Raw genomic sequence first — 20,795 nt, 5'->3', positions numbered from 1 at the left:
CCGCCAGCAAGCCAGGCCGTACTTACCTGCCTCCTGACCAGGTAAGCAAGGCCTGCCTCAGGAGAGGTATCCCGTCATCCGACTGGCTCTTTTGTCACGCTTATCGGCCTTTCTCGGGTCTCCGCGTGGCACAGATCGGACAGGTACGAGAACTGGCTCGGTACGAGCGAAGGGTCGACGCGATGGAGTCGATTGCGGGTAACCCGGCAGAGCGGCGGACGGGCCGTACGAGCGCGGGCGCAACGGACACGGGCGGTGCGGACGCAGGCCGTGCGGCGGAGGCCGCACGGCACGCCCCGGACGCCCGCGGCAGGGGCCGGTCAACCCATGCGGACCACACGGCCCACGCCGAGCGCCTCGACCGGGCCGACCGGGCCCGCGGCGCGCTCCTGGGGCTCGCCGTGGGTGACGCCCTGGGCGCACCGGCGGAGAACCTTCGGCCGTCCGAGATCCGCCGCCGCTGGGGTCGGATCGAGGGCTTCGTCAGCGACGACCCGGCAGGCACCGATGACACGGAGTATGCGATCTTCTCCGGTCTGCTGCTCGCCCGGCACGGTTCGGCTCTGACCGTCACCCATGTCGAGCGGGCCTGGCACCTGTGGATCGCCGACCTGGACGAGGGGCCGTTCCGCGGCGCCGGGTTCAGCGAGCGCGGCACGCTGGAGAACCTGCGCCGGGGTCTCGCCGCCCCGATCTCCGCCCAGCACAGGCACGCCTGGAGCGACGGACTCGCGATGCGGGCGGCGCCGTTCGGTGTGTTCGCGGCAGGCCGGCCCGCGGAGGCCGCGCGCCTGGTCGCGGTCGACGGCCGGGTGAGCCACGACGGCGAGGGCATCTACGGCGGCCAGGCGGTGGCGGCCGGAGTGGCCGCCGCGATGGTCGGTGCGGGGGTCGCTTCCGTGATCGCGGCCGCGCTGTCCGTCGTACCGATGGACTCCTGGACGGCACGCTCGCTGCGCCGCGCGGTAGCTGCCGCCCAGCGCGCCCATCCCGACCGACTCACCACGGAGCGGGCCGTGCGCTCCGCGGTGGTGGTCGGCGGATATCCATGGACGGACCTGGCGCCGGAGGCGGTCGGCCTGGCGTTCGGCGCGTTCGCGGCGGCACGCGGCGATTTCCGTACGGCGGTGCTGACCGCGGTCAACATGGGCCGCGACGCGGACACGACGGCGGCCGTGGCGGGAGCGCTGGCCGGGGCACTGCACGGGGTGTCCGCGATCCCGCGGATCTGGGGCGAGGCGATCGGACCGGTTCGGGGCAGCTGTCTGCCGTCGATGCGGGGCTACCACGTCCTGGACATCGCGGAGCTGCTCACGCCGGACGAGACGGACGAGGCGGACCCGATGGGCGGGACCGGCAAGGCGGGCGGGGCGGTCGGCGGCGCAGGCGAACCGGCAGCCGGGGCAGACGGCGGCGCCGGCGAACCGGCGGTGGTTGCGTCATGACCACCGCACGCGACACTCGCCGCACCAGCGACCCCGCCTCCCTCCCCGCCCGGCCCCTGCCCGGGCGCCGCGCCCGGATCGAGGGACTGCTCCTCGGGCTCGCCTCGGGGGATGCCGCGGGGTGGCCCGCCGCACGCCACCGGGCGGCCCGGATGCCGGAGTGGACCCGGCGCCTCACCCGGGAGCTCGACACCTTCGCCGAGCAGAACGCCACCACCACGCTGCCCGTGCCGATCGCCCTCAACCAGCCGCCCGAACCGCTGCGGCTCGGGCCGTCGGACGATGCCGAATGGGCCGCGTTCGCCGCCGGGACCGTGCTCGCCTCGGAGGCAGGGTCGCTGCACCGTCTCTCCCCCGAGCGCCGGATGCGGGCCGCCATCGACCTCTCCTGGAACGCGCTGGCCGCCGAGGTCGCCGCGGCTGCCGCGCAGGCGCCGGAGGTCGAGTCGGCGGTCCTCCCCCTGCGCGCCCGGATCTCGGTCCGGGCCGGGCTCGGCAATCTCGCCGCCGGGCTGCGGCCGCCCGCAACCGGCCACGACAACCCGCACTATTTCGACGACGCGGCCTGTGTTCGGGCCGCCGTGCTGGCGGTCGTCCACCCCGGTGAGCCCGGACCTGCTGCCGAACTCGCCGAGTTCGATGCCCGATACACCCAGGACGGCGACGGTGTGCACGGCGCCCGTGCGATGGCCGCCGCGATCGCTGAGGCGCTGGGCGGGGCCGATGTCGACACCGTGGTGAACGCCGCACTCGCCCAGCTCCCCGACGGCACCGAGATCGCCCGCAATGCCGCCCACGCCGTCCGGATCGCTCGGGACTTCGTCGGCGAGGCGGCGGGCGCCTTCGCGCTCGTACCGGTGCTGGAGCATCAGATCGTCGATCATGTGTACAGCTACGGGATCGCCGCCGCCGAGACCGTGCCGGTCGCGCTCGCCCTCGCCACCGCCGCCCGGGGCGAGATCGCCCAGGCCATTCCGGCGGCGGCCTGCCTGTCGCGGGTCGCGGACTCGGCGCCCGCCCTGGCCGGTGCGCTGACCGGCGCACTCGGCGGTATCGCCGCCGTCCCGGACGGCTGGCGCGAGGCCTGCCGCACCCTCGCCGGGTGTGCGCTGCCCCGACTCGCGGGCACGGATCTCATCGAACTCGCCGGGCTGCTGACAGACACGGAACCAGCCCCTCCGGGTGGACAATTCCGACATGACGCCCATGACGCTCACGACGCCCACAGGAAATAGACCGCCCACCGCACTCATCCTCGATGAACGGATCAGCGGCGCCCTCGTCGGCGCCGCCGTCGGCGACGCGCTCGGCGGCCCGGTCGAGGGCCGGTCCGCGGAGCAGATCGCCGAACGCCACGGCGGCCGGGTCACCGGCATCGTCGGCCCGTGGGACGGCGACGACTGGCGCACCGCCCGCCCCATCGCCCCTTACTACAAGGGCGACGGACACGTCACCGACGACACCTTGATGACCCATGCGCTGGTACGGGTGTACGGCGCCGTACGGGACCACCTCGACGCGTACTCCGTAGCCGACCACCTCGTACCGGAGCTGATCGCGAACCCCCGCTGGATTCCGGAGCTGCAGGCCGAGGCGCTGCCACTGCAACGGGTCTTCCTCGCCGAGAAGTGGATCGTCGCCCGGCTCCACTACGGCCATGTCGATCCGCGCGAGGCGGGCTCCGGAAACATCGTGAACTGTGGTGCGGCGATGTACATGGCGCCGGTCGGTCTGGTCAACGCCGCGCATCCGCGGGCCGCGTACGCCGAGGCGCTGGACCTCGCGGGCGCCCATCAGTCGTCGTACGGGAGGGAGGCGGCCGGGGTCTTCGCGGCGGCCGTCGCCGCCGCTTGTGCCCCGGACGCGACGCCCGCCACCGTAGTCGACACCTGCCTGTCGCTCGCCAAGGACGGAACCCGGGCCGCCATCGAGGCCGTGTGCGAAGTGGCCGTCCGGCACCAGGAATTCGAGACGGCGCTGGCACCGCTGCGTGCCGCGGTGGCCCCCTTCGACACCGTCGGACCCGACTACCGCTCCCCGTCCCTCGGCGCCCGCCGGCCGTCCCGGCTGCACGCCATCGAGGAGCTCCCGATCGCCCTCGGGATGCTGCTCGTCGCGGACGGCGACTACCGGCACGCGGTGCTCGGATCGGTGAACTACGGCCGCGACTGCGACTCGATCGCCACGATGAGCGGCGCCCTCGCGGGCGCGCTGCACGGCGAAGCGGCGATCCCCGCCACCTGGGTGAAAACGGTCGCCGAGGCCAGCCGCCTCGATCTGCACGCACCGGCGCGGACGCTGACGGACGTCGCCCGCGAGGTATTCGCACGGGACACCGCCCAGCGGCGTGCGCACGAGGCGGCGTTCGCGACGCTGGCAGGCACGCCATGACCGTGCGGGTCACCTGGGTGCAGCCCGAGGACCTGATCGGACACGAGCTGCGCCAGGCGGCCGAGGACGGCCGGGACGCGCGGCACATCGAGCGCCGGTGGTACGCGGCGGGCGGCGCACCCGCCCCGGAGCGCGCGGGCGCGTCGAAGTCCCCCGCGCCACCCGCCCTGCGCGCGCTCGCCGAGGGCCTGCTCGACGAACTCGCCGGGCTCACCTCGCCGCTGCATGTCGACGAGCCGACGGATCTCGCCGCGATCCGGGCGGCCTGCCCGTACTGGCCGGCGCCCCGCACGAACCCCTCACCGGCCGGCACGGCCCCGCTGGAGGCGGCGTGGCTGGGGCGTGCGGCCGGCTGCGTGCTCGGCAAACCCGTCGAGAAACTGCCCCTCGCGGGGATCCGTGCGCTGGCCCGGGCCACCGGGAACTGGCCGCTCGCCACCTGGTTCACCGCGAAGGGCCTGCCCGCCGAACTGGCAGCCGCCCACCCCTGGAACCGTCGCTCCGCACCCACCTCGCTCGCCGAGAACATCGACGGGATGCCGGAGGACGACGACCTCAACTACCCGCTCCTGACCGTACTGTTGATCCAGCGGTACGGGCCGTCCTTCCATACCGCCGATCTCGCCCGGCTCTGGCTCGACGAACTCCCCGCGGGCCGTACATTCACCGCCGAGCGGGTCGCGTACCGCAATCTGCTCGACGGCATCGAACCGCCGGACACCGCCCGGCACCGCAACCCGTTCCGGGAGTGGATCGGCGCCCGGATCCGCGCCGACGTGCACGGCTGGACCCACCCCGGCGACCCGGCGGCCGCGGCCGAGCAGGCACACCGGGACGCGGTCCTCACACACACCGGCAACGGTGTGTACGGGGCGATGTTCACCGCCGCGGCGCTCGCCGAGGCGGCCGGTGGCGCCGCGGATGTGCACGGCTGTCTGACGGCCGGTCTGCACGTCGTACCGCCCCGCTCGCGATTTGCACACGCGGTCCGCACCGGGATCGACGCGGCCCGCGGTGAGGAGGACTTCGACGCGGTCGTCGACCGGCTGCACGCCGAGTTCGGCACGTACCACTGGGTCCATGTACTGCCCAACGCCGCGCTGCTCGCGGCCGCTCTCACCCACGCCGACGGCGACTTCTCCGGCTCCATCTGCCGTGCGGTGGCGGGTGGTTGGGACACCGACTCGAACGGTGCGACCGCCGGTTCACTGACCGGTCTGCTGGCCGGCCGGCCCGAGGCACTGCCCGACCGATGGACCACCCCGCTGGGGAACCGGCTCGCCACATCCGTTCCCGGATTCGACTCCATCGGCTTCGACGCACTCGCCGAAATGACCCACCGGCTCATCCACGAGGAGGCACGCCGCCCATGACCGGCATCGCGGTGCTCGGCAGCACCAATATGGACCTTGTCGCCTACGTCGCACGGGCTCCGCAGCGCGGGGAGACCGTCACCGGACGGGAGTTCCGCACCGTCCCCGGCGGCAAGGGCGCGAACCAGGCCGTCGCCGCCGCCCGCGCGGGGGCCGACGTGATGATGATCGGCGCGGTCGGTGACGACGCGTACGGGGCGCAGCTGCGGTCCGGGCTGGAGCACGCGGGCGTGGCCACCGACCTGCTGCACACCGCGGAGGGCCCCAGCGGCACCGCGCACATCGTCGTCGACGACGCGGGCGGCAACGCCATCGTGGTGATCCCCGGCGCCAACGGAACCGTCACCTCCCTCGGCCCCGGCGAGATGGCCGCCATCGCGGGCGCCGACCTGCTGCTCCTGCAACTGGAACTGCCTCTGTCCGCTGTGCTGGAAGGGGCGCGGGTCGCCCATGCGCAGGGTGTACGGACGATTCTCACCCCCTCCCCCGTGCAACCGCTGCCGGACCAACTCTTCGACGCCATCGATCTCTTGATTCCCAATGAGCACGAGGCCGCCGCGCTCTCCGGGCACTTCGAACCCCACGCGGCGGCGGACATCCTGCTCCGGCAGGTCCCCGAGGTGGTCATCACGCTCGGCGCGAAGGGCTGCCTGTACGCGTCCCGGGGCACAGAAAAGATCCACTTCCCCGCGCCCGAGGTCACCGCCGTGGACACCACTGGCGCCGGGGACACCTTCGTCGGCACGCTCGCCGTGGCGCTCGGCGAGGGGCGTTCCGTACCGGAGGCGCTGGCCTGGGCGTCGTCGGCCGCCGCACTCTGTGTGCAGAAGCCGGGCGCCTCGACCTCCATGCCGTACCGCAGCGAGATCGACGCCGCATGACCGCGCCCGGGGAAGCCCCCCTCACCGGTCTGCGGGTCCTCGACCTCGCCACGCTCTTCGCGGGCCCCCTCGCGGCCACCATGCTCGGCGACTTCGGCGCCGAGGTGATCAAGGTCGAGCATCCGCGCAAACCCGATCCGTCGCGCGGGCACGGCCCGGCGAAGGACGGCATCGGTCTGTGGTGGAAGCTGCTCGGCCGCAACAAACGCAATCTGACCCTCGATCTCTCCGCTCCCGGCGGGCGCGACGTCCTGCTGCGGCTGGCCGCGTCCACCGATGTGATCATCGAGAACTTCCGGCCGGGGACACTGGAACGGTGGGGCATCGGCTGGGAGGAACTGCACGCCGTCAACCCGCGGCTGGTGCTCACCCGGGTCACCGGCTTCGGCCAGTTCGGCCCGCATGCGCACCGCCCCGGCTTCGGCACTCTCGCCGAGGCCATGAGCGGGTTCGCCGCGATCACCGGGGAGCCGGACGGGCCGCCGACCCTGCCGCCCTTCGGGCTCGCCGACTCGATCGCGGCGCTCGCCACCGCGTACGCCGTGATGGCGGCGCTGGCCGGGCGGGACCGCACCGGGGAGGGGCAGGTCGTCGACATGGCGATCATCGAGCCGATCCTGACCGTGCTCGGCCCGCAACCGCTCTGGTACGACCAGCTCGGATACGTCCAGGAACGCACCGGCAACCGCTCGCGCAACAACGCCCCACGCAATACGTACCGCACGTCCGACGGTCAGTGGGTCGCCGTGTCCACGTCCGCCCAGTCGATCGCCGAACGGGTGATGCATCTGGTCGGCCGCGCGGAACTGATCGACGAGCCGTGGTTCGCGTCCGGCGCCACCCGCGCCGACCACTCCGACGAACTCGACGAGGCGGTCGGCAACTGGATCGCCCGGCACACCCGTGACGACGCGATCTCCGCGTTCGAGAAGGCGGAGGCAGCCATCGCGCCGATCCATGACATCCGGGACGTGATGGAGGACCCGCAGTACCGGGCCCTGGACTCCATCACCGAGGTCCCCGACCCGGAGCTGGGCCCGCTGCGTATGCAGAACGTCCTCTTCCGGCTGTCCGGGACCCCGGGGGCGATCCGCTGGGCGGGCCGGCCGCACGGCGCGGACACCGACGAGATCCTCACCGGGCTCGGTCTGACGGATCCGGAGATCGCCGCGCTGCGGGCGGGGAGCGTGCTGTGACGGCGGCGGCAGCGGTGCCTCTGACCTGGCTGTACGTCCCCGGGGACCGGCCGGACGTGGTGCGCAAGGCGCGTGATTCGGGCGCGGACGTGGTGATCGTCGACCTGGAGGACGCGGTCGCGCCGGACCGCAAGGCGTATGCACGGTCCGCCACCGCCGAACTCCTCGCCGAACCGCTCGCCGGCACGGACGGTGTGCCGGTGCATGTCCGGGTCCACACCGAAGCCGACATCCTGGCCCTGGCCGGACTGCCCGGCCTGGCCGGACTACGGCTGCCCAAGATCACGCATGCCGCGACCGTCCATCACATCGCGGCTCTGGCCCCCGGCGTCGCACTCTGTCCGCTGCTGGAGTCGGCGCTCGGCATCGAGCACGCGTACACGATCGCGGCGTCCCACTCCCAGGTCCGCTCCATCGCCATCGGCGAGATCGATCTCCGGGCCGATCTGGGCGTACGGGACGACACGGGCCTGGACTGGTCGCGCAGCCGGGTGGTGGTTGCCGCCCGCGCGGCGGGGCTCGCCCCGCCGACCCAGTCGGTGTTCCCGGACGTCCTGGACCTGGACGGGCTGTGGAAGTCCTGCGTGCACGGGAGGGCGCTGGGTTTCGTCGGCCGGGCGGCGATCCACCCCCGGCAACTGCCGGTCATCGAACGGGCATTCCGGCCGACGGCGGAGGAGATCGAGGCGGCGCAGGAGATCGTGGCGGCGGCGCTGACGGATGCGGGTGCGCTGGCGCTGCCGGACGGCCGCTTCGTGGACGCGGCGGTGGTGGCCTCGGCCCGCCGGACGCTGGCGCTGGCGGAACGGGTGGGGTGACGGGGGAAAGACCAGGCACCTCCGGCGACCGAGGAGCGGGGGGGCCGGGGGCCGAGACCTCGGTGGGGGGAACAGCGAAAGGCCCCGAGCCGTTTGGTTCGGGGCCCCTCGTACAGATGGGTGGCGTCAGGCGTTCTTCGCTGCTTCTGCGGTGCCGTTCTTCTCCGGCGCCTCCGCATCGGGCGCCTGCGTATCGCCGACGGCGTCGCCGTCACGGTCCGTTTCACCGGCGGCATCCGCGTCGGGTGCCGCGTCCTCGACGCCCTCGGCGTCCTCGGCCGCTCCCGGCTCGACGACCTCCTCGCGCCCCGGCCGTACCTTCGCCGAGATCACGATGTACGTCACCGCCAGCACGAACATGATGAGCGCGGTCCACACATTCAGGCGCAGGCCCAGGATGTGGTGCGCCTCGTCGACCCGCATGTACTCGATCCAGGCGCGACCCGTGCAGTACGCCGCGACGTACAGCGCGAACGCCCGCCCGTGTCCGAGCTTGAAGCGGCGGTCGGCCCAGATCACCAGCAGGGCGACGCCCACGCACCACAGCGACTCGTACAGGAACGTCGGGTGGTACGTTCCGGCGACCCGGTTGGGACCTTCGCTGATCTTCAGTGCCCACGGCAGATCCGTCTGCTTGCCGTACAGCTCCTGGTTGAACCAGTTGCCCCAACGGCCGAACGCCTGGGCGATGGCGATGCCGGGGGCGAGCGCGTCGGCCCAGGCGGGCAGCGGGATCCCTCGACGACGACAGCCGATCCAGGCGCCCACCGCGCCGAGCGCGATCGCGCCCCAGATACCGAGGCCTCCCTGCCAGATCTTGAAGGCGTCGACCCAGTTCTCACCGTCGCTGAAATACAGCTGGTAGTCGGTGATGACGTGGTAGAGCCGGCCGCCGACGAGACCGAAGGGCACCGCCCAGACGGCGATGTCGGCCACCGTGCCGGCTCTGCCGCCCCGGGCGATCCAGCGCTTGTTGCCGAACCAGACGGCGACAAACACACCGATGATGATGCAGAACGCGTAGCCGCGAAGCGGGATCGGGCCGAGATTGATCACGCCGGTCGACGGGCTGGGAATGTAGGCAAGGTCCATGACAGGGTCGACGCTACCCTGCCGGGCGGGAAGTGGGGCAACCCGCCCGACAACTTCTGGGTAACGAGCCGGTCATCGATTCCCCGCCCCGGCCGGCCCGCAGCCCACGTCAGCGGGGTGACTTAGCTTGATCTTTAAGGCTGCTGCTCGGCCCCGCCGCGTCTAGGCATATCCGTTTTGCGCTGTTTCTTGCCGACTGGGTGGCGGGGTGCGGGTGTGGAGGTGCGGCCCTTGGGGCGGCCTGGGCCGGGGTGGGAGGCTTTCGGCGCGCGGGCTGGAGTGCCCACGGTCCGCCGGATGCGGGGATAGCCGCGCCGGACCCGGCCGGGGGTGAGCCGATCCGGTGTCAGGGGCTTTTCCCAGGGGCGCCGGAGGTCCTCGGTCAGGGGGCGGGCGAGACGGAGTTGCGCGTAGGCGGCGAGGATCAGCCACACCCACCGGTCGGCCTGTTCGGGGGTGCGCAGGCGGGGTCGGGTGAGGCCGAGGGTCTGCTTGAAGAAGCGGAATGTGTGCTCGATATCGAACCGTCGAAGGAAGATCCGCCAGAGGCGGTCGACGTCGTGCGCGGTGGCGTCGGGGTCGCCGTGCCACAGCCATAGCGGCTTGGGGGCGCGGTTGCCGGGTAAGTGCTCGATGGCCAGATGGACCAACGTGCCCTCGACGAGGGGTAGTTCGCCTTCATGGTCGGCCCAGGAGCCGCGCCGGTCCAGCTTGGGGTGCAGGCGGCCCCAGCAGCGGGCGAGGACCTGGCCGAAGCGGTCGTGGACGCCGGCCGACTCCTGGACCGGGGCCGGGTGGGTGGCGGGGTCGGCGAGGCGGAACTGCGCTCCGTGGCGGGGCGGGCGTCCGGGGTTGGTTCCGCGGCGCTTGCCAGCCGGTGCATACATCACCCGGTCCGCGCGGATGCGGCCCAGCAGCCGCAGTGGTTCATCGCGCAGCAGCCAGGTCAGGCGCACGAGGTCGTAGCCGGAGTCCAGGACGAACAGGACCGGCGGGTCGCCCGGTCGCCATTGCCCGGCCCGCTGCAGGCGGGCGCGCAGGTCACGGATCTGAGTCGCGGTGACCTCGGTGGGATCGTCCTCGGGCCCCAGCCGCACTGCGTCCAGCGGCCCTGTCCACGAGGAGCGGCCACCGCCCAGGGCCGCGGCCACCTGGTAGGGCCAGCCCGGGATGGTCTGGCGAACCCCGTCGCAGCGACACGGACGGTGGCAGTGCAGGCGCTCCGGCGAGCACTCGGCGTCCGGACGCGGCCACGGAGTGACGTCCAGCGCGATCGACAGCTGCCGGTCCGCCCCGCGCGGCAGCTCAAGGCCTGCCAGCGCCATCCGCAGGCGGGACACGGCGATGTGGCCCTGGGCCAGCGCGTCGTACATCGCCCCGTGCCCACGCCGGTGCACTGCCTCCAGCGACAACTCCGGCAGCGAGACCACCGGCCCGCCGGCACACAGCACCGCGTCCGCCAGCTCGAACAGAGCATCCGCCCGCAGGGTCAGGCACTCGTAGAACTCGCGGCGAAACCGGGATAACCCGGTCAATGCCTCGACGCGCGCAGCGTCGTCTTGCAGACTGTCCATCACGGCCTTTGGGTTGATCGACTGTCGACTTCAGCGAGAAGACACGATCACGCAAAGGCCGCCCAGCTGTCAGGCGAACGACGAACCCCACCAAGACATGATCTTGGTGGGGTTAATAGTCAAGCTTAGAGTGCCCGGCAGTAGGCTTCGCGGCGTCGCGGGGCTGCCTACTGCCGGGCACTCTTAGGAACCGGAGGGCGACGGGGTGACCTTCCCCGGCTTCTTGCCCTTGTTCGCCTCGGCGACCCACTTCTTCAGGTTCGCCACGGTGATCGGTTCGTTACCCTTCTTCGGGAAGATAGATTCGCCGTTGAGGAGCGCGGTCGGCGTGCCCTGGAATCCGCCGTTCTGGAAGGCGGTATGGGACTTCTGGACCCAGGTGTTGTGCGTGCCGTCCTCCACGCAGCTGCGGAAGTCGGGCGTATCGAGGCCCTCGACCTTGCCCGCCAGCTCGATCAGCTTGCTGCTCTTACCGAAGGCGTCGTCGGTCTCCGGCGGCTGATTGCGGTACAGGACGTCGTGATAGGCGGAGAACTTCCCGACGTCCTGTGCGCAGGCGGCCGCATTGGCCGCGTCCAGCGATCCGCTGCCGCCGAGATTGCCGTCGATGAGCGTGACCAGGTGATACAGGACCTTGAGCTGTCCGGTGTTTTCCAGCTCGTGGATCGTGTCCCGGAACGCATTCTCGAACTGGCCACAGACCGGGCAGCGGAAGTCCTCCCAGACCGTGAGCGTGGACGGGGCGTCGTTCGCGCCCACCTGGATGGCCAGGCTGTCCTTGCCCGTCGCCCCCGACGGTGCGACGGCAGGCCCCGACTTGCTCGCCTTGTTGCCCTTGCCCCCCGAATTCGCGGCGATCACGCCGATGACGGCGGCCAGCGCCAGCACACCCACCACAGCGGTGGAAACGATCAGCGTGCGCCGGCGGCGCTCGCGCGCCTTCTCCTGCTCACGCTGCTGGATGAGCCGGTCGCGCGCGGCCCTTTTTCCCTCTTGGTTGTTCTCGCTCACACCCGCAGCAACGAACCGGGGAGGCACGTGCGTGCCTCCCCGGCCCCAGGTCCACCCGGATGGATTACACCCGATGTCAGCGCTTTCGAACGCCTTCGGCCAATTCGCCCGCCAATGAGCGGACCGCGGCGAGACCGGACGCCTCGTCGGGGGCGTCCAGGATCCGCTTGACGAAGGCGGAGCCGACGATCACCCCGTCGGCGAAGACGGCGACCTCGGCGGCCTGCTGGGCGTTGGAGACGCCGAGGCCGACGCAGACCGGGAGTTCGGTCGTGGCGCGGGTGCGCCGGACCAGGTCCTGGGCCTGCTCGCCGACCGATTCGCGGGTGCCGGTGACCCCCATCAGCGAGGCCGCGTAGACGAAGCCGGAGCCGGCCGCGGTGATGGTGGTGAGGCGCTCGTCCTTGCTGCTCGGTGCGACGACGAAGACGGTCGCGAGACCGTGCTTGTCGGCGTGCTCGCGCCACACCGAGGACTCCTGGACCGGCAGGTCGGGCAGGATGCACCCGGCGCCGCCCGCCTCGGCGAGCTCGGCGGTGAACCGCTCGATGCCGTACCGGTCGATGGGGTTCCAGTACGTCATGACAAGGATCGGGGCGCCGGTCGCCTCGTACGCCTCGCGGACCGTGCGCATCACGTCGGCGATCTTCACGCCGCCGCGCAGAGCGATGTCGTCGGCGGTCTGGATGACCGGCCCGTCGAGCACGGGGTCGCTGTGCGGCAGGCCCACCTCGACGACATCGGCGCCACCGGCGACGACGGCCTTCACGGCCTCGATGCCGCCGTCGACCGTCGGGAACCCGGCCGGCAGGTAGGCGATGAGCGCGGCACGGTCCTCCGCCTTGGCGCCGGCGAGAGCGGCGCTCAACAGCTCGATGTTGCCACTCACTTGGCGTCCTCCTCGATCTCGGCGTCGCCGTTCCCCGCGTCCGCCTCGACGGTCGCGTCCACGTCGTACAGCCCGAAGTACCGGGCCGCCGTGTCCATGTCCTTGTCGCCGCGGCCGGACAGGTTGACCACGAGCAGCCCGTCCTTGCCGAACTCCTTGCCGACCTCCAGGGCTCCGGCCAGCGCGTGGGCGCTCTCGATGGCCGGGATGATCCCTTCGGTGCGGGAGAGCAGCAGCAGCGCCTGCATGGCGGCATCGTCGGTGACCGCGCGGTACTCGCCGCGGCCGATGTCCTTGAGGTACGAGTGCTCCGGGCCGATGCCCGGGTAGTCCAGACCGGCCGAGATGGAGTACGGCTCGGTGATCTGGCCCTCGTCGTCCTGGAGGACGTAACTGCGCGACCCGTGCAGGATGCCGGGCTCGCCCGCGGTCAGGGTCGCCGCGTGCTCGCCGGTCTCCACGCCGTGTCCGGCGGGCTCACAGCCGATCAGCCGGACGTGCGCGTCCGGGATGAAGGCGTGGAACAGGCCGATGGCGTTGGAGCCGCCGCCGACACAGGCGATCGCGGCGTCCGGCAGCCGGCCGGTCCGTTCCAGGACCTGCCGTCGGGCCTCGACGCCGATGACGCGGTGGAAGTCGCGGACCATCGCCGGGAAGGGGTGCGGGCCCGCGACCGTACCGAAGAGGTAGTGCGTGCGGTCCACATTGGCGACCCAGTCGCGGAACGCCTCGTTGATGGCGTCCTTGAGCGTGCGGGAGCCGGATTTCACGGCGATGACCTCGGCGCCGAGCATCCGCATCCGCGCCACGTTCAGCGCCTGCCGCTCGGTGTCGATCTCACCCATGTAGATGGTGCATTCGAGGCCGAAGAGGGCGCAGGCGGTCGCGGTTGCGACGCCGTGCTGGCCGGCGCCGGTCTCGGCGATGACCCGGGTCTTGCCCATGCGCTTGGTGAGCAGCGCCTGACCCAGCACGTTGTTGATCTTGTGCGAGCCGGTGTGGTTCAGGTCCTCGCGCTTGAGGAAGATCCGGGCGCCGCCCGCGTGCTCGGCGAAGCGTGGCACTTCGGTCAGCGCACTGGGCCGGCCGGTGTAGTTGACCATGAGCTCATTGAGCTCGGCGGCGAAGGCCGGGTCGGCCTTGGCCTTGTCGTACTCGACGGCGACCTCGTCCACGGCGGCGACGAGCGCCTCCGGGATGAACTTGCCGCCGAACGCGCCGAAGTAGCCCTCGGCGCTGGGGATCAGACCCTCGGGGTCCGGAATGAAGAAGTCAGATGACATCCGACGTGCTCCTCGTCATGGCAACGGGTGGGTTCACCGTATGCGCCGTCAGCAGAGCGCCGCCGCGACCGGGGACGGTCGGACGGTGCGGTCGTACGTACGAGTGGGTGGTGCGAGTACGTCGGCCGGGGCTCGCTACAGCGCGGTCCCCGTGCGCCATCGCATGCCGTTGACCTGGCCGGGCTCGTCGCCGATCACATACCGCACCCGCCGTCCGTGCACGCGGCGCGCGGGGGCGCGGCAGCCGCGGGGGCGGCAGCCGCGCGCCAGCGGCGCGTGCGGGTCCCGGGCGGCCGTCACCATGGCCAGGCGCAGGCGCGGCCGGGTGCGGGGCAGGGGACGGTCGGCGGACATGGTGCGGGTCAGCCCCGTCCGTGCCGCAGGGCCGGGTGGGCGCCCGCGGCGACCAGGTCGGCGACAGCGGCCCGCGGATCGCGGCCGGTGACCAGGGACTCGCCGACGAGTACGGCGTCGGCGCCGGCGTTTGCGTAGGCGATGAGGTCGTGCGGGCCGCGGACGCCGGACTCGGCGACCTTGACGATGCCCGCCGGGATCTCGGGGGCGACACGCTCGAAGGTGGAGCGGTCGACCTTGAGGTCCTTCAGATTGCGCGCGTTGACACCGATGATCTTCGCTCCGGCGTCGACGGCGCGCTCCGCCTCCTCCTCGTCGTGCGCCTCGACCAGCGGCGTGAGGCCGATGGACTCGGCGCGCTCGATCAGGGAGACGAGGGCCTCCTGGTCGAGGGCGGCGACGATCAGCAGGGCGAGGTCGGCGCCGTAGGCCCGGGCCTCCCAGAGCTGGTACGAGGTGACGATGAAGTCCTTGCGCAGGATCGGGATGTCGACCTTGGCGCGGACGGCTTCCAGGTCGGCGAGCGAACCGCCGAAGCGGCGCTCCTCTGTGAGGACGGAGATGACGGACGCGCCACCGGCCTCGTAGTCCGCGGCGAGCGCGGCCGGGTCGGCGATCGCGGCCAGGGCCCCCTTGGAGGGGCTGGAGCGCTTGACCTCGCAGATGACGGTCACGCCCTCGCCGCGCAGGGCGGCGACTCCGTCCTTGGCCGCCGGAGCGCGCGCCGCGCGCTCCTTCAGCTCGTCAAGGCTGACACGCGCCTGCCGCTCTGCGAGGTCGGCGCGGACGCCGTCGATGATCTCGTCGAGCACACTCACGCGAGCGGCCCCCTTCCGGGACGGTGATGAGGGAACAGGATCAGCCATCTCGATGGTATCCGTAGGAGGGCCGAGGGCCCGCATCCGGCCGCCGAATGTCCCACTAGCTGGGCATTCATGGTGCCAATACTGATCCGAACGGCAGATTCCGAACCACGGTGAAGATCAGCAGCACGGCGCCGATCCCCCACCAGTAGGCCGGTGCGAGATTGATCCGTACGGGCATTCCTCTGCTCGCGCGGACCATCCAGACCACCCAGACGGCGGCGAAGATCGCGTAGCCGACGACGGCGAGGGCATTGGAGCCGAAGGCGGCGGCGATATCGCCGTGGGCAACGGCGTGGGCGCTGCGCAGCCCGCCGCAGCCGGGACAGAACAGGCCGGTGACCTGCAGCATCGGGCAGACCGGGTAGTGGCCCGGCTGGTTGGGGTCGACGGCGCCGACGTAGCCGAAGGCCCCGATGACGGCCGCCATGACCGCCACCGGGGTGACGAGCCGCCGGAAGGGTGATGCGGGCACGGGTGCCGGCGGGAAGGCCGACGCGGGGTGACCCGGCGCCGGCACGAAGACCGGCGCGGGCTGTTGACCGGGCGGGCCCGGTGCGGCTGCGGGAGAAGGCGAGGCGTCCACCCGGTGATTGTCCCCGCTCACGCGGAAAGGCGCAGCCCGGCCCGGGCTGCGCCTTTCACGATGTTCCGACCGGCGTCAGGAAGACGTCTGGGCCTGTCCGGCCGCCGCCCGGGCGGCGGCCATCTCGGCCGACTCCTTCGGCATGCCGAGGCCGGCGGCCTTCATCGCGAAACCGACGACTCCGCCGATGAGGATGACGGCGGCACCGGCCCAGAAGCCGAGCGGGTTGGCCGCGACCATGAAGACGCCTGCGACGCAGAAGCCGATGAACGAGATGATGACACCGGTCCAGGCGGCCGGGGTGTGTCCGTGGCTGCTGCCCGCCATGAGTTGCTCCTCGTTGGTGTTGCGCTGTGGGTATCGCTGTACGCAAAGCTGGTGGCGCTGTGCTGCTGCTGTGCAGAAAGCTCACGCCCATTGTCCCGTACGGACGGGTACGACGTGAGCTGGGGGTCGTACCCGGGGTGTGTCCCACCGGTCACGCCCCGCTCGCGCCGGGAGGTCCTTCAGTGCGTCGGGTCCTCGCCGCGGTCCAGGGCCTTCCACAGGTCCTCGGGCCGGTCCGGGTCCGGGGCGGTGCGGGGGGCCTTGCGGGGGCGCGGAGTGCCGTCGCGTTCGTACCGGCCCGACATGGTCGGCCAGAGCTTCCCGTACCGCAGGGCGAGCAGCCCGGCGATGAGGATCAACAGTCCGCCGGCGGCCGTGACGTACGGCCAGGCGGTGTGACTGAGGGCGTCGATGGTGGCGGAGGTGTCGCCGGTGGTCTGCGCCGCCTTCTCGTCGAGGGCCGCGCTGTCGGAGGCGCCGAGGTAGGCGCTCAGTCCGGCACCGAGGCCACTGAGGGCGAGCAGCCCGGCGACGAGCAGCCGGCCGGCGCTGCGGACGGCGAAAACGGCGACGAGGGCGGCCAGGCCGACGATGGCCAGGGCGGCCGGGAGTCCGGTGACGTCCTGGCCGTCGACGGTCAGAGGCAGGGAGCCACCGCCGACGGCGGCCTTGCCCTCGGCCCACGTCTGGCCGGAGGCGAGGAGGACGACGGTGGCACCGGCCGCCCCGAGAAGCAGGCCGGCGGCCAGGCTGCGGCGGCTTCCCGTGGCGTCGGGCGCGGTGGCGGCTCGGGCACGGGGCTGGGGTACGGGGACAGCACTCACGTACCCCACTATCCCTTACCCGGTCAGCTTTCGCGGAGGCGGTTGGCGGTATGGACGGCGCGCAGGACCGCGGCGGCCTTGTTGCGGCATTCGGTGTCCTCGGCGACCGGGTCCGAGTCGGCGACGATTCCCGCTCCGGCCTGGACGTACGCGGTGCCGTCGCGCAGCAGAGCCGTACGGATCGCGATCGCGGTGTCGGAGTCCCCGGCGAAGTCGAGGTAGCCGACGCAGCCTCCGTACAGTCCGCGGCGGGTGGGTTCGAGCTCCTCGATGATCTGCATGGCGCGCGGCTTGGGGGCGCCGGAGAGAGTCCCGGCCGGGAAGCACGCGGTCAGGACGTCGAAGGCGGTACGGCCTTCGGCGACGCGGCCGGTGACCGTGGAGACGATGTGCATCACGTGCGAGTACCGCTCGATCGACATGAAGTCGACGACCTCGACGCTGCCGGGCACGCAGACCCGTCCCAGGTCGTTGCGGCCGAGGTCGACGAGCATCAGGTGCTCGGCGCGTTCCTTCGGGTCGGCGAGGAGCTCGTCGGCGAGTGCCTGGTCCTCCTGCGGGGTGGCGCCGCGGGGCCGGGTCCCGGCGATCGGGTGGACCATCGCGCGTCCGTCCTCGACCTTGACGAGGGCTTCGGGGCTGGAGCCCGCGACATCGAAACCGTCGAACCGGAAGAGGTACATGTACGGCGACGGGTTGGTCGCGCGCAGCACCCGGTAGACGTCCAACGCGCTTGCCGTGCACGGGGTCTCGAAGCGCTGGGACGGGACGACCTGGAACGCCTCGCCGGCCCTGATGCGCTCCTTCACGTCGACGACCGCGTCCTGGAAGGCCTGGCCGCCCCAGAGCGCGGTGTACGGCGGGAGCTCGGACGGCGGAAGGGCCGCGGGGGCGCTCTCGACCGGACGGGAGAGGTCCGCCTCCATGGCGTCGAGCCGGGCGACGGCGTCGGCGTACGCCTCGTCGACCCCGGTCTCCAGGTCGTTGTGGTTGATCGCGTTGGCGATCAGCAGGACGCTGCCGTCCCAGTGGTCGAGGACGGCGAGGTCCGAGGTGAGGAGCATCGTCAGCTCGGGGAGCTGCAGGTCGTCGCCTCCGTGCTCGCCGATCCGCTCCAGTCGGCGCACGATGTCGTAACCGAGATAGCCGACCATGCCGCCGGTGAACGGCGGCATGCCGGAGTGCAGGTCGCGCGGCGTGTGCAGGGCCTCGACGGTGGCGCGCAGGGCGTCCAGCGGATCCCCGTCGACGGGGACGCCGACGGGCGGGGTGCCGAGCCAGTGCGCCTGCCCGTCGCGGACGGTGAGGGTGGCGGCGCTGCGGACGCCGATGAAGGAGTAGCGGGACCAGGTGCGGCCGTTCTCCGCGGATTCGAGGAGGAACGTGCCGGTGCGCTCGCCCGCGAGCTTGCGGTAGAGCGCGACCGGGGTGTCGCCGTCCGCGAGGAGTCGGCGGCTGACGGGAATGACACGCCGGTCGGCGGCCAGCTTGCGGAAGGTCTCAAGATCCATGGCGGCTGACCCTACTGCCCCAGCGGGAGTACGTCTGCGTCGAAGCACGTCCGGTCACCGGTGTGACAGGCGGCACCCGTCTGGTCGACCTTGACGAGGACGGTGTCCGCGTCGCAGTCGAGGGCGACGGACTTGACCACCTGGATGTGGCCCGAGGTGTCGCCCTTGACCCAGTACTCCTGGCGGCTGCGCGACCAGTAGGTGCAGCGGCCGGTGGTCAGGGTGCGGTGCAGGGCCTCGTCGTCCATCCAGCCGAGCATGAGCACCTCGCCGGTGTCGTACTGCTGGGCGATGGCCGGGACCAGTCCGTCGGCGCCGCGCTTGAGGCGGGCGGCGATGGCGGGGTCCAGGCTGCTGGCGGGCGGGGTGCTGGGCGCGGGCATGCTGGTCATGGGTCCCATTCTGCCGTGGCCGCGAGGGCGGTTCCGTGAGGCGTCCACTGGGCGGACCGCGGGACCCGGTCGTACGCTGGCGAGCATGTCGACCCATGCGAAGCGCGAACGTCTTCTGCTTGCCGACCTGTTGGAGGCGGCGGGCCCCGAAGCCGCCACCCTGTGCCAGGGCTGGACGGCCCGGGACCTGGCGGCCCATGTCGTGGTGCGCGAGCGCCGACCGGACGCGGCGGCCGGGGTGCTGCTGGGCCCGCTGAAGAACCGGCTCGAGCGGGTGCAGGCCGAGTTCGCCGAGAAGCCGTACGAGGAACTCATCCAGCTGATCCGTACGGGACCGCCCCGGATGTCGCCGTTCGGGCTGAAGCAGGTGGACGAGGCGGCCAACACGGTGGAGTTCTACATCCACGCAGAGGATGTGCGCCGGGCGCAGCCCGACTGGTCGCAGCGGGAGCTGGACCCGGTCTTCGCCGATGCGCTCTGGTCGCGTATGGAGAAGGCGGCGCGGCTGATGGGGCGCAAGGCGCCGGTGGGTCTTGTGCTGCGCCGCCCGGACGGGCAGACCGCGGTGGCGCACAAGGGCACTCCGGTGGTGACGGTCACCGGCGAGCCGGGCGAACTGCTGCTGTTCGCGTCCGGGCGGCAGGACGGTGCCCGGGTGGAGGTCGAGGGCGACAAGGAGGCGGTGGCCCGGCTGCGGACGGCGGAGCTGGGGATGTAGGGCGTACGGGTGCGGGTCAGTCCGGAAGTTCCGCGCGGCGCAGCCGGGTGAAGGCCAGACCGGTCGTCGCCCCGGCCGCGCACACCACTGCACTGGTGACGAAGACCGGACCCGTCCCCCAGGCGGCGACCGCGGCTCCCGTGACTGGGTAGCTGAGCGGCGCGATCGCGTGGGTGAAGAGCGTCGAGACCGAGGTGACCCGACCCAGGTAGGCGGGGTCGGTGACGGTCTGGGTCAGAGCGCCGCACAGGGCGCCACCGAGGCCGGCGAAGAGCCCGATGCAGACGGCGACGGCGACGGCGAGGCCCACCGAGGGGGCGTGGGCAAGGGCCGCTATGGCGACCGCGCCGATCAGCACCGTCAGGCACATCACGAGCCCGGCGCGCGGCACCCGGCCCCGCACCGCGAGCAGCAGGGCCGACGCACCGGCCCCGATGCCGAACGCGGCGACGATCCAGCCCATGCCGGACGCCCCCCAGCCGCGCTGCCCGGCGAGCAGGATCAGGCCGAGGTTGAGCGGCCCCGTGAAGCCCAGCTCGCTGACGGCGGTCACGAGCATCAGCGGCCCGAGGACCGGGTGACGACGGATGTGGCGCAGCCCGTCGGTCAGGTCGTGCCAGGCGGTGCCGGACGGTTCGGCGGCTTCCTCGGTGGGCAGCGGGCTGATCCTCAGGGCAAGGAGCAACGGCAGCGACACGGCGAAGAGCACCCCGGCCGCGGCGAACGCGAGGGTCGGGCCGCCGAAAGCCACTGCGGCGCCACCGAGCGGGGCTCCGACGACATTGGCGGCACGGGAGGCGAGTCCGCGAAGTCCCTGGACGCGGGCCAGCTGTCCGGCGGCGGTGATCCGGGGCGGCAGGGCACCGACCGCGGGCAGGAAGAGGGCGTCGACCACGCCGAAGACGAGCGCGACGGCGACCAGCATCCACACGGCGGGCGAGGTGGCGAGCAGGGCGCCTGCCAGGCCCAGCACGACCAGGCAGCGGGCGGCGTCACTGCCGATGACGACGCGGCGCGGGCCGAGCCGGTCGGCGAGCACTCCCCCGCCGAGCATCAGCACAGCCCTGGGTATGGAGCCGACGGCGAGGACGAGGCCGGTCTGGGTGGCGCTGCCGCTGCGGGCGGCGGCCCAGGCGAGCGCCATGTAGTAGACGCTGTCGCCGATCATCGACGCGGTGTAGGCGCCGAGCCAGCGCAGGACGTTGCCGTCGCGGTGGGCGGGGCGTTCGGGTGCTTTCGTGGCCGTGACGGTGACGGTCATGAGGGT

General features: G+C 72.2%; 21 protein-coding genes. 8 read left to right on the top strand and 13 right to left on the bottom strand.

Annotated elements, in window-relative coordinates; all coding sequences use genetic code 11:
• Positions 1-125 precede the first annotated feature (125 nt).
• Genes OG972_RS30145 through OG972_RS30115 form a run of 7 tightly spaced genes read left to right on the top strand, consistent with a single transcriptional unit; the run spans position 126 to position 8,104 of the window.
• Entirely contained in the window at positions 126-1,445 is a 1,320-nt protein-coding gene (locus OG972_RS30145; RefSeq protein WP_266986771.1) for an ADP-ribosylglycohydrolase family protein, read from the top strand.
• Positions 1,442-2,680, top strand: coding sequence for an ADP-ribosylglycohydrolase family protein (locus tag OG972_RS30140; RefSeq protein WP_266986769.1), 1,239 nt, complete (start codon positions 1,442-1,444; stop codon positions 2,678-2,680). Before OG972_RS30145 ends, OG972_RS30140 begins: the two co-directional genes overlap by 4 nt.
• Positions 2,643-3,836 (top strand): ADP-ribosylglycohydrolase family protein, encoded by a 1,194-nt coding sequence (locus OG972_RS30135; RefSeq protein WP_266986767.1) that lies wholly within the window; start codon positions 2,643-2,645, stop codon positions 3,834-3,836. Before OG972_RS30140 ends, OG972_RS30135 begins: the two co-directional genes overlap by 38 nt.
• Positions 3,833-5,209, top strand: a complete 1,377-nt coding sequence (locus tag OG972_RS30130) for an ADP-ribosylglycohydrolase family protein (RefSeq protein WP_266986765.1) — start codon at positions 3,833-3,835, stop codon at positions 5,207-5,209. Before OG972_RS30135 ends, OG972_RS30130 begins: the two co-directional genes overlap by 4 nt.
• Complete coding sequence (rbsK, locus tag OG972_RS30125) at positions 5,206-6,090, top strand: ribokinase (protein ID WP_266986763.1); 885 nt, start codon at positions 5,206-5,208, stop codon at positions 6,088-6,090. The genes OG972_RS30130 and rbsK overlap by 4 nt, the downstream gene beginning before the upstream one ends.
• A complete protein-coding gene (locus OG972_RS30120; RefSeq protein WP_266986761.1) occupies positions 6,087-7,286 on the top strand; it encodes a CaiB/BaiF CoA-transferase family protein in 1,200 nt (399 codons plus the stop codon). The genes rbsK and OG972_RS30120 overlap by 4 nt, the downstream gene beginning before the upstream one ends.
• Positions 7,283-8,104: a CoA ester lyase gene (locus tag OG972_RS30115; protein WP_266986759.1), complete on the top strand. Its 822-nt coding sequence runs from the start codon at positions 7,283-7,285 to the stop codon at positions 8,102-8,104. Before OG972_RS30120 ends, OG972_RS30115 begins: the two co-directional genes overlap by 4 nt.
• Before the next feature lie 126 nt (positions 8,105-8,230).
• Here OG972_RS30115 and lgt read toward each other — a convergent pair whose 3' ends face one another.
• The 12 genes from lgt to hisI all read right to left on the bottom strand — a co-directional run bounded on the left by lgt (position 8,231) and on the right by hisI (position 18,810).
• A complete protein-coding gene (gene lgt / locus OG972_RS30110) occupies positions 8,231-9,196 on the bottom strand; it encodes a prolipoprotein diacylglyceryl transferase (RefSeq protein ID WP_266986757.1) in 966 nt (321 codons plus the stop codon).
• Positions 9,197-9,330: 134 nt separating this feature from the next.
• Positions 9,331-10,770 carry an NF041680 family putative transposase gene (locus OG972_RS30105; protein WP_266986755.1) on the bottom strand — a complete coding sequence of 480 codons (1,440 nt, stop codon included), beginning with the start codon at positions 10,768-10,770 and terminating at the stop codon, positions 9,331-9,333.
• A gap of 183 nt (positions 10,771-10,953) precedes the next feature.
• Positions 10,954-11,781: a thioredoxin domain-containing protein gene (locus tag OG972_RS30100; RefSeq protein ID WP_266986753.1), complete on the bottom strand. Its 828-nt coding sequence runs from the start codon at positions 11,779-11,781 to the stop codon at positions 10,954-10,956.
• A gap of 76 nt (positions 11,782-11,857) precedes the next feature.
• Positions 11,858-12,670 (bottom strand): tryptophan synthase subunit alpha, encoded by an 813-nt coding sequence (gene trpA / locus OG972_RS30095; protein ID WP_266986751.1) that lies wholly within the window; start codon positions 12,668-12,670, stop codon positions 11,858-11,860.
• Positions 12,667-13,953 carry a tryptophan synthase subunit beta gene (gene trpB, locus OG972_RS30090; RefSeq protein ID WP_266986749.1) on the bottom strand — a complete coding sequence of 429 codons (1,287 nt, stop codon included), beginning with the start codon at positions 13,951-13,953 and terminating at the stop codon, positions 12,667-12,669. The genes trpA and trpB overlap by 4 nt, the downstream gene beginning before the upstream one ends.
• Before the next feature lie 135 nt (positions 13,954-14,088).
• Entirely contained in the window at positions 14,089-14,307 is a 219-nt protein-coding gene (gene trpM, locus OG972_RS30085) for a tryptophan biosynthesis modulator TrpM (protein ID WP_266986747.1), read from the bottom strand.
• Between the two features lie 8 nt (positions 14,308-14,315).
• Positions 14,316-15,125 (bottom strand): indole-3-glycerol phosphate synthase TrpC, encoded by an 810-nt coding sequence (gene trpC, locus OG972_RS30080; RefSeq protein ID WP_266986745.1) that lies wholly within the window; start codon positions 15,123-15,125, stop codon positions 14,316-14,318.
• A 115-nt stretch (positions 15,126-15,240) separates the two neighbouring features.
• The gene (locus OG972_RS30075; protein ID WP_266986743.1) at positions 15,241-15,645 is read right to left on the bottom strand and encodes a DUF2752 domain-containing protein; all 405 of its coding nucleotides are present in this window, start codon (positions 15,643-15,645) and stop codon (positions 15,241-15,243) included.
• A 186-nt stretch (positions 15,646-15,831) separates the two neighbouring features.
• Positions 15,832-16,083 carry an HGxxPAAW family protein gene (locus tag OG972_RS30070; RefSeq protein WP_266986741.1) on the bottom strand — a complete coding sequence of 84 codons (252 nt, stop codon included), beginning with the start codon at positions 16,081-16,083 and terminating at the stop codon, positions 15,832-15,834.
• Positions 16,084-16,262: 179 nt separating this feature from the next.
• Complete coding sequence (locus tag OG972_RS30065; RefSeq protein WP_266986739.1) at positions 16,263-16,916, bottom strand: TIGR02234 family membrane protein; 654 nt, start codon at positions 16,914-16,916, stop codon at positions 16,263-16,265.
• Between the two features lie 14 nt (positions 16,917-16,930).
• Positions 16,931-18,418, bottom strand: a complete 1,488-nt coding sequence (locus tag OG972_RS30060) for an anthranilate synthase component I (RefSeq protein ID WP_266986737.1) — start codon at positions 18,416-18,418, stop codon at positions 16,931-16,933.
• Between the two features lie 11 nt (positions 18,419-18,429).
• Positions 18,430-18,810 (bottom strand): phosphoribosyl-AMP cyclohydrolase, encoded by a 381-nt coding sequence (gene hisI / locus OG972_RS30055; protein WP_266986735.1) that lies wholly within the window; start codon positions 18,808-18,810, stop codon positions 18,430-18,432.
• Positions 18,811-18,895: 85 nt separating this feature from the next.
• Between hisI and OG972_RS30050 the strand changes: the two genes are divergently transcribed.
• Positions 18,896-19,528: a TIGR03085 family metal-binding protein gene (locus OG972_RS30050; RefSeq protein WP_266986733.1), complete on the top strand. Its 633-nt coding sequence runs from the start codon at positions 18,896-18,898 to the stop codon at positions 19,526-19,528.
• A gap of 16 nt (positions 19,529-19,544) precedes the next feature.
• On the opposite strand, the gene OG972_RS30045 is transcribed toward OG972_RS30050, so the two are convergent.
• Positions 19,545-20,789: an MFS transporter gene (locus tag OG972_RS30045; RefSeq protein WP_266986731.1), complete on the bottom strand. Its 1,245-nt coding sequence runs from the start codon at positions 20,787-20,789 to the stop codon at positions 19,545-19,547.
• Positions 20,790-20,795 lie beyond the last annotated feature (6 nt).

This window comes from Streptomyces sp. NBC_01669 (assembly GCF_026339735.1).
GTDB lineage: Bacteria > Actinomycetota > Actinomycetes > Streptomycetales > Streptomycetaceae > Streptomyces > Streptomyces yanii.
This window is presented reverse-complemented; position numbering and strand designations above follow the sequence as displayed.

Coding starts and splice junctions, on each gene's coding strand:
- OG972_RS30045 (WP_266986731.1), bottom strand. CDS start 20,789: ATGACCGTCACCGTCACGGCCACGAAAGCACCCGAACGCCCCGCCCAC.
- OG972_RS30060 (WP_266986737.1), bottom strand. CDS start 18,418: ATGGATCTTGAGACCTTCCGCAAGCTGGCCGCCGACCGGCGTGTCATT.
- lgt (WP_266986757.1), bottom strand. CDS start 9,196: ATGGACCTTGCCTACATTCCCAGCCCGTCGACCGGCGTGATCAATCTC.
- OG972_RS30135 (WP_266986767.1), top strand. CDS start 2,643: ATGACGCCCATGACGCTCACGACGCCCACAGGAAATAGACCGCCCACC.
- OG972_RS30070 (WP_266986741.1), bottom strand. CDS start 16,083: ATGGCGGGCAGCAGCCACGGACACACCCCGGCCGCCTGGACCGGTGTC.
- OG972_RS30050 (WP_266986733.1), top strand. CDS start 18,896: ATGTCGACCCATGCGAAGCGCGAACGTCTTCTGCTTGCCGACCTGTTG.
- OG972_RS30105 (WP_266986755.1), bottom strand. CDS start 10,770: ATGGACAGTCTGCAAGACGACGCTGCGCGCGTCGAGGCATTGACCGGG.
- hisI (WP_266986735.1), bottom strand. CDS start 18,810: ATGACCAGCATGCCCGCGCCCAGCACCCCGCCCGCCAGCAGCCTGGAC.
- OG972_RS30140 (WP_266986769.1), top strand. CDS start 1,442: ATGACCACCGCACGCGACACTCGCCGCACCAGCGACCCCGCCTCCCTC.
- OG972_RS30130 (WP_266986765.1), top strand. CDS start 3,833: ATGACCGTGCGGGTCACCTGGGTGCAGCCCGAGGACCTGATCGGACAC.
- OG972_RS30120 (WP_266986761.1), top strand. CDS start 6,087: ATGACCGCGCCCGGGGAAGCCCCCCTCACCGGTCTGCGGGTCCTCGAC.
- trpM (WP_266986747.1), bottom strand. CDS start 14,307: ATGTCCGCCGACCGTCCCCTGCCCCGCACCCGGCCGCGCCTGCGCCTG.
- rbsK (WP_266986763.1), top strand. CDS start 5,206: ATGACCGGCATCGCGGTGCTCGGCAGCACCAATATGGACCTTGTCGCC.
- trpB (WP_266986749.1), bottom strand. CDS start 13,953: ATGTCATCTGACTTCTTCATTCCGGACCCCGAGGGTCTGATCCCCAGC.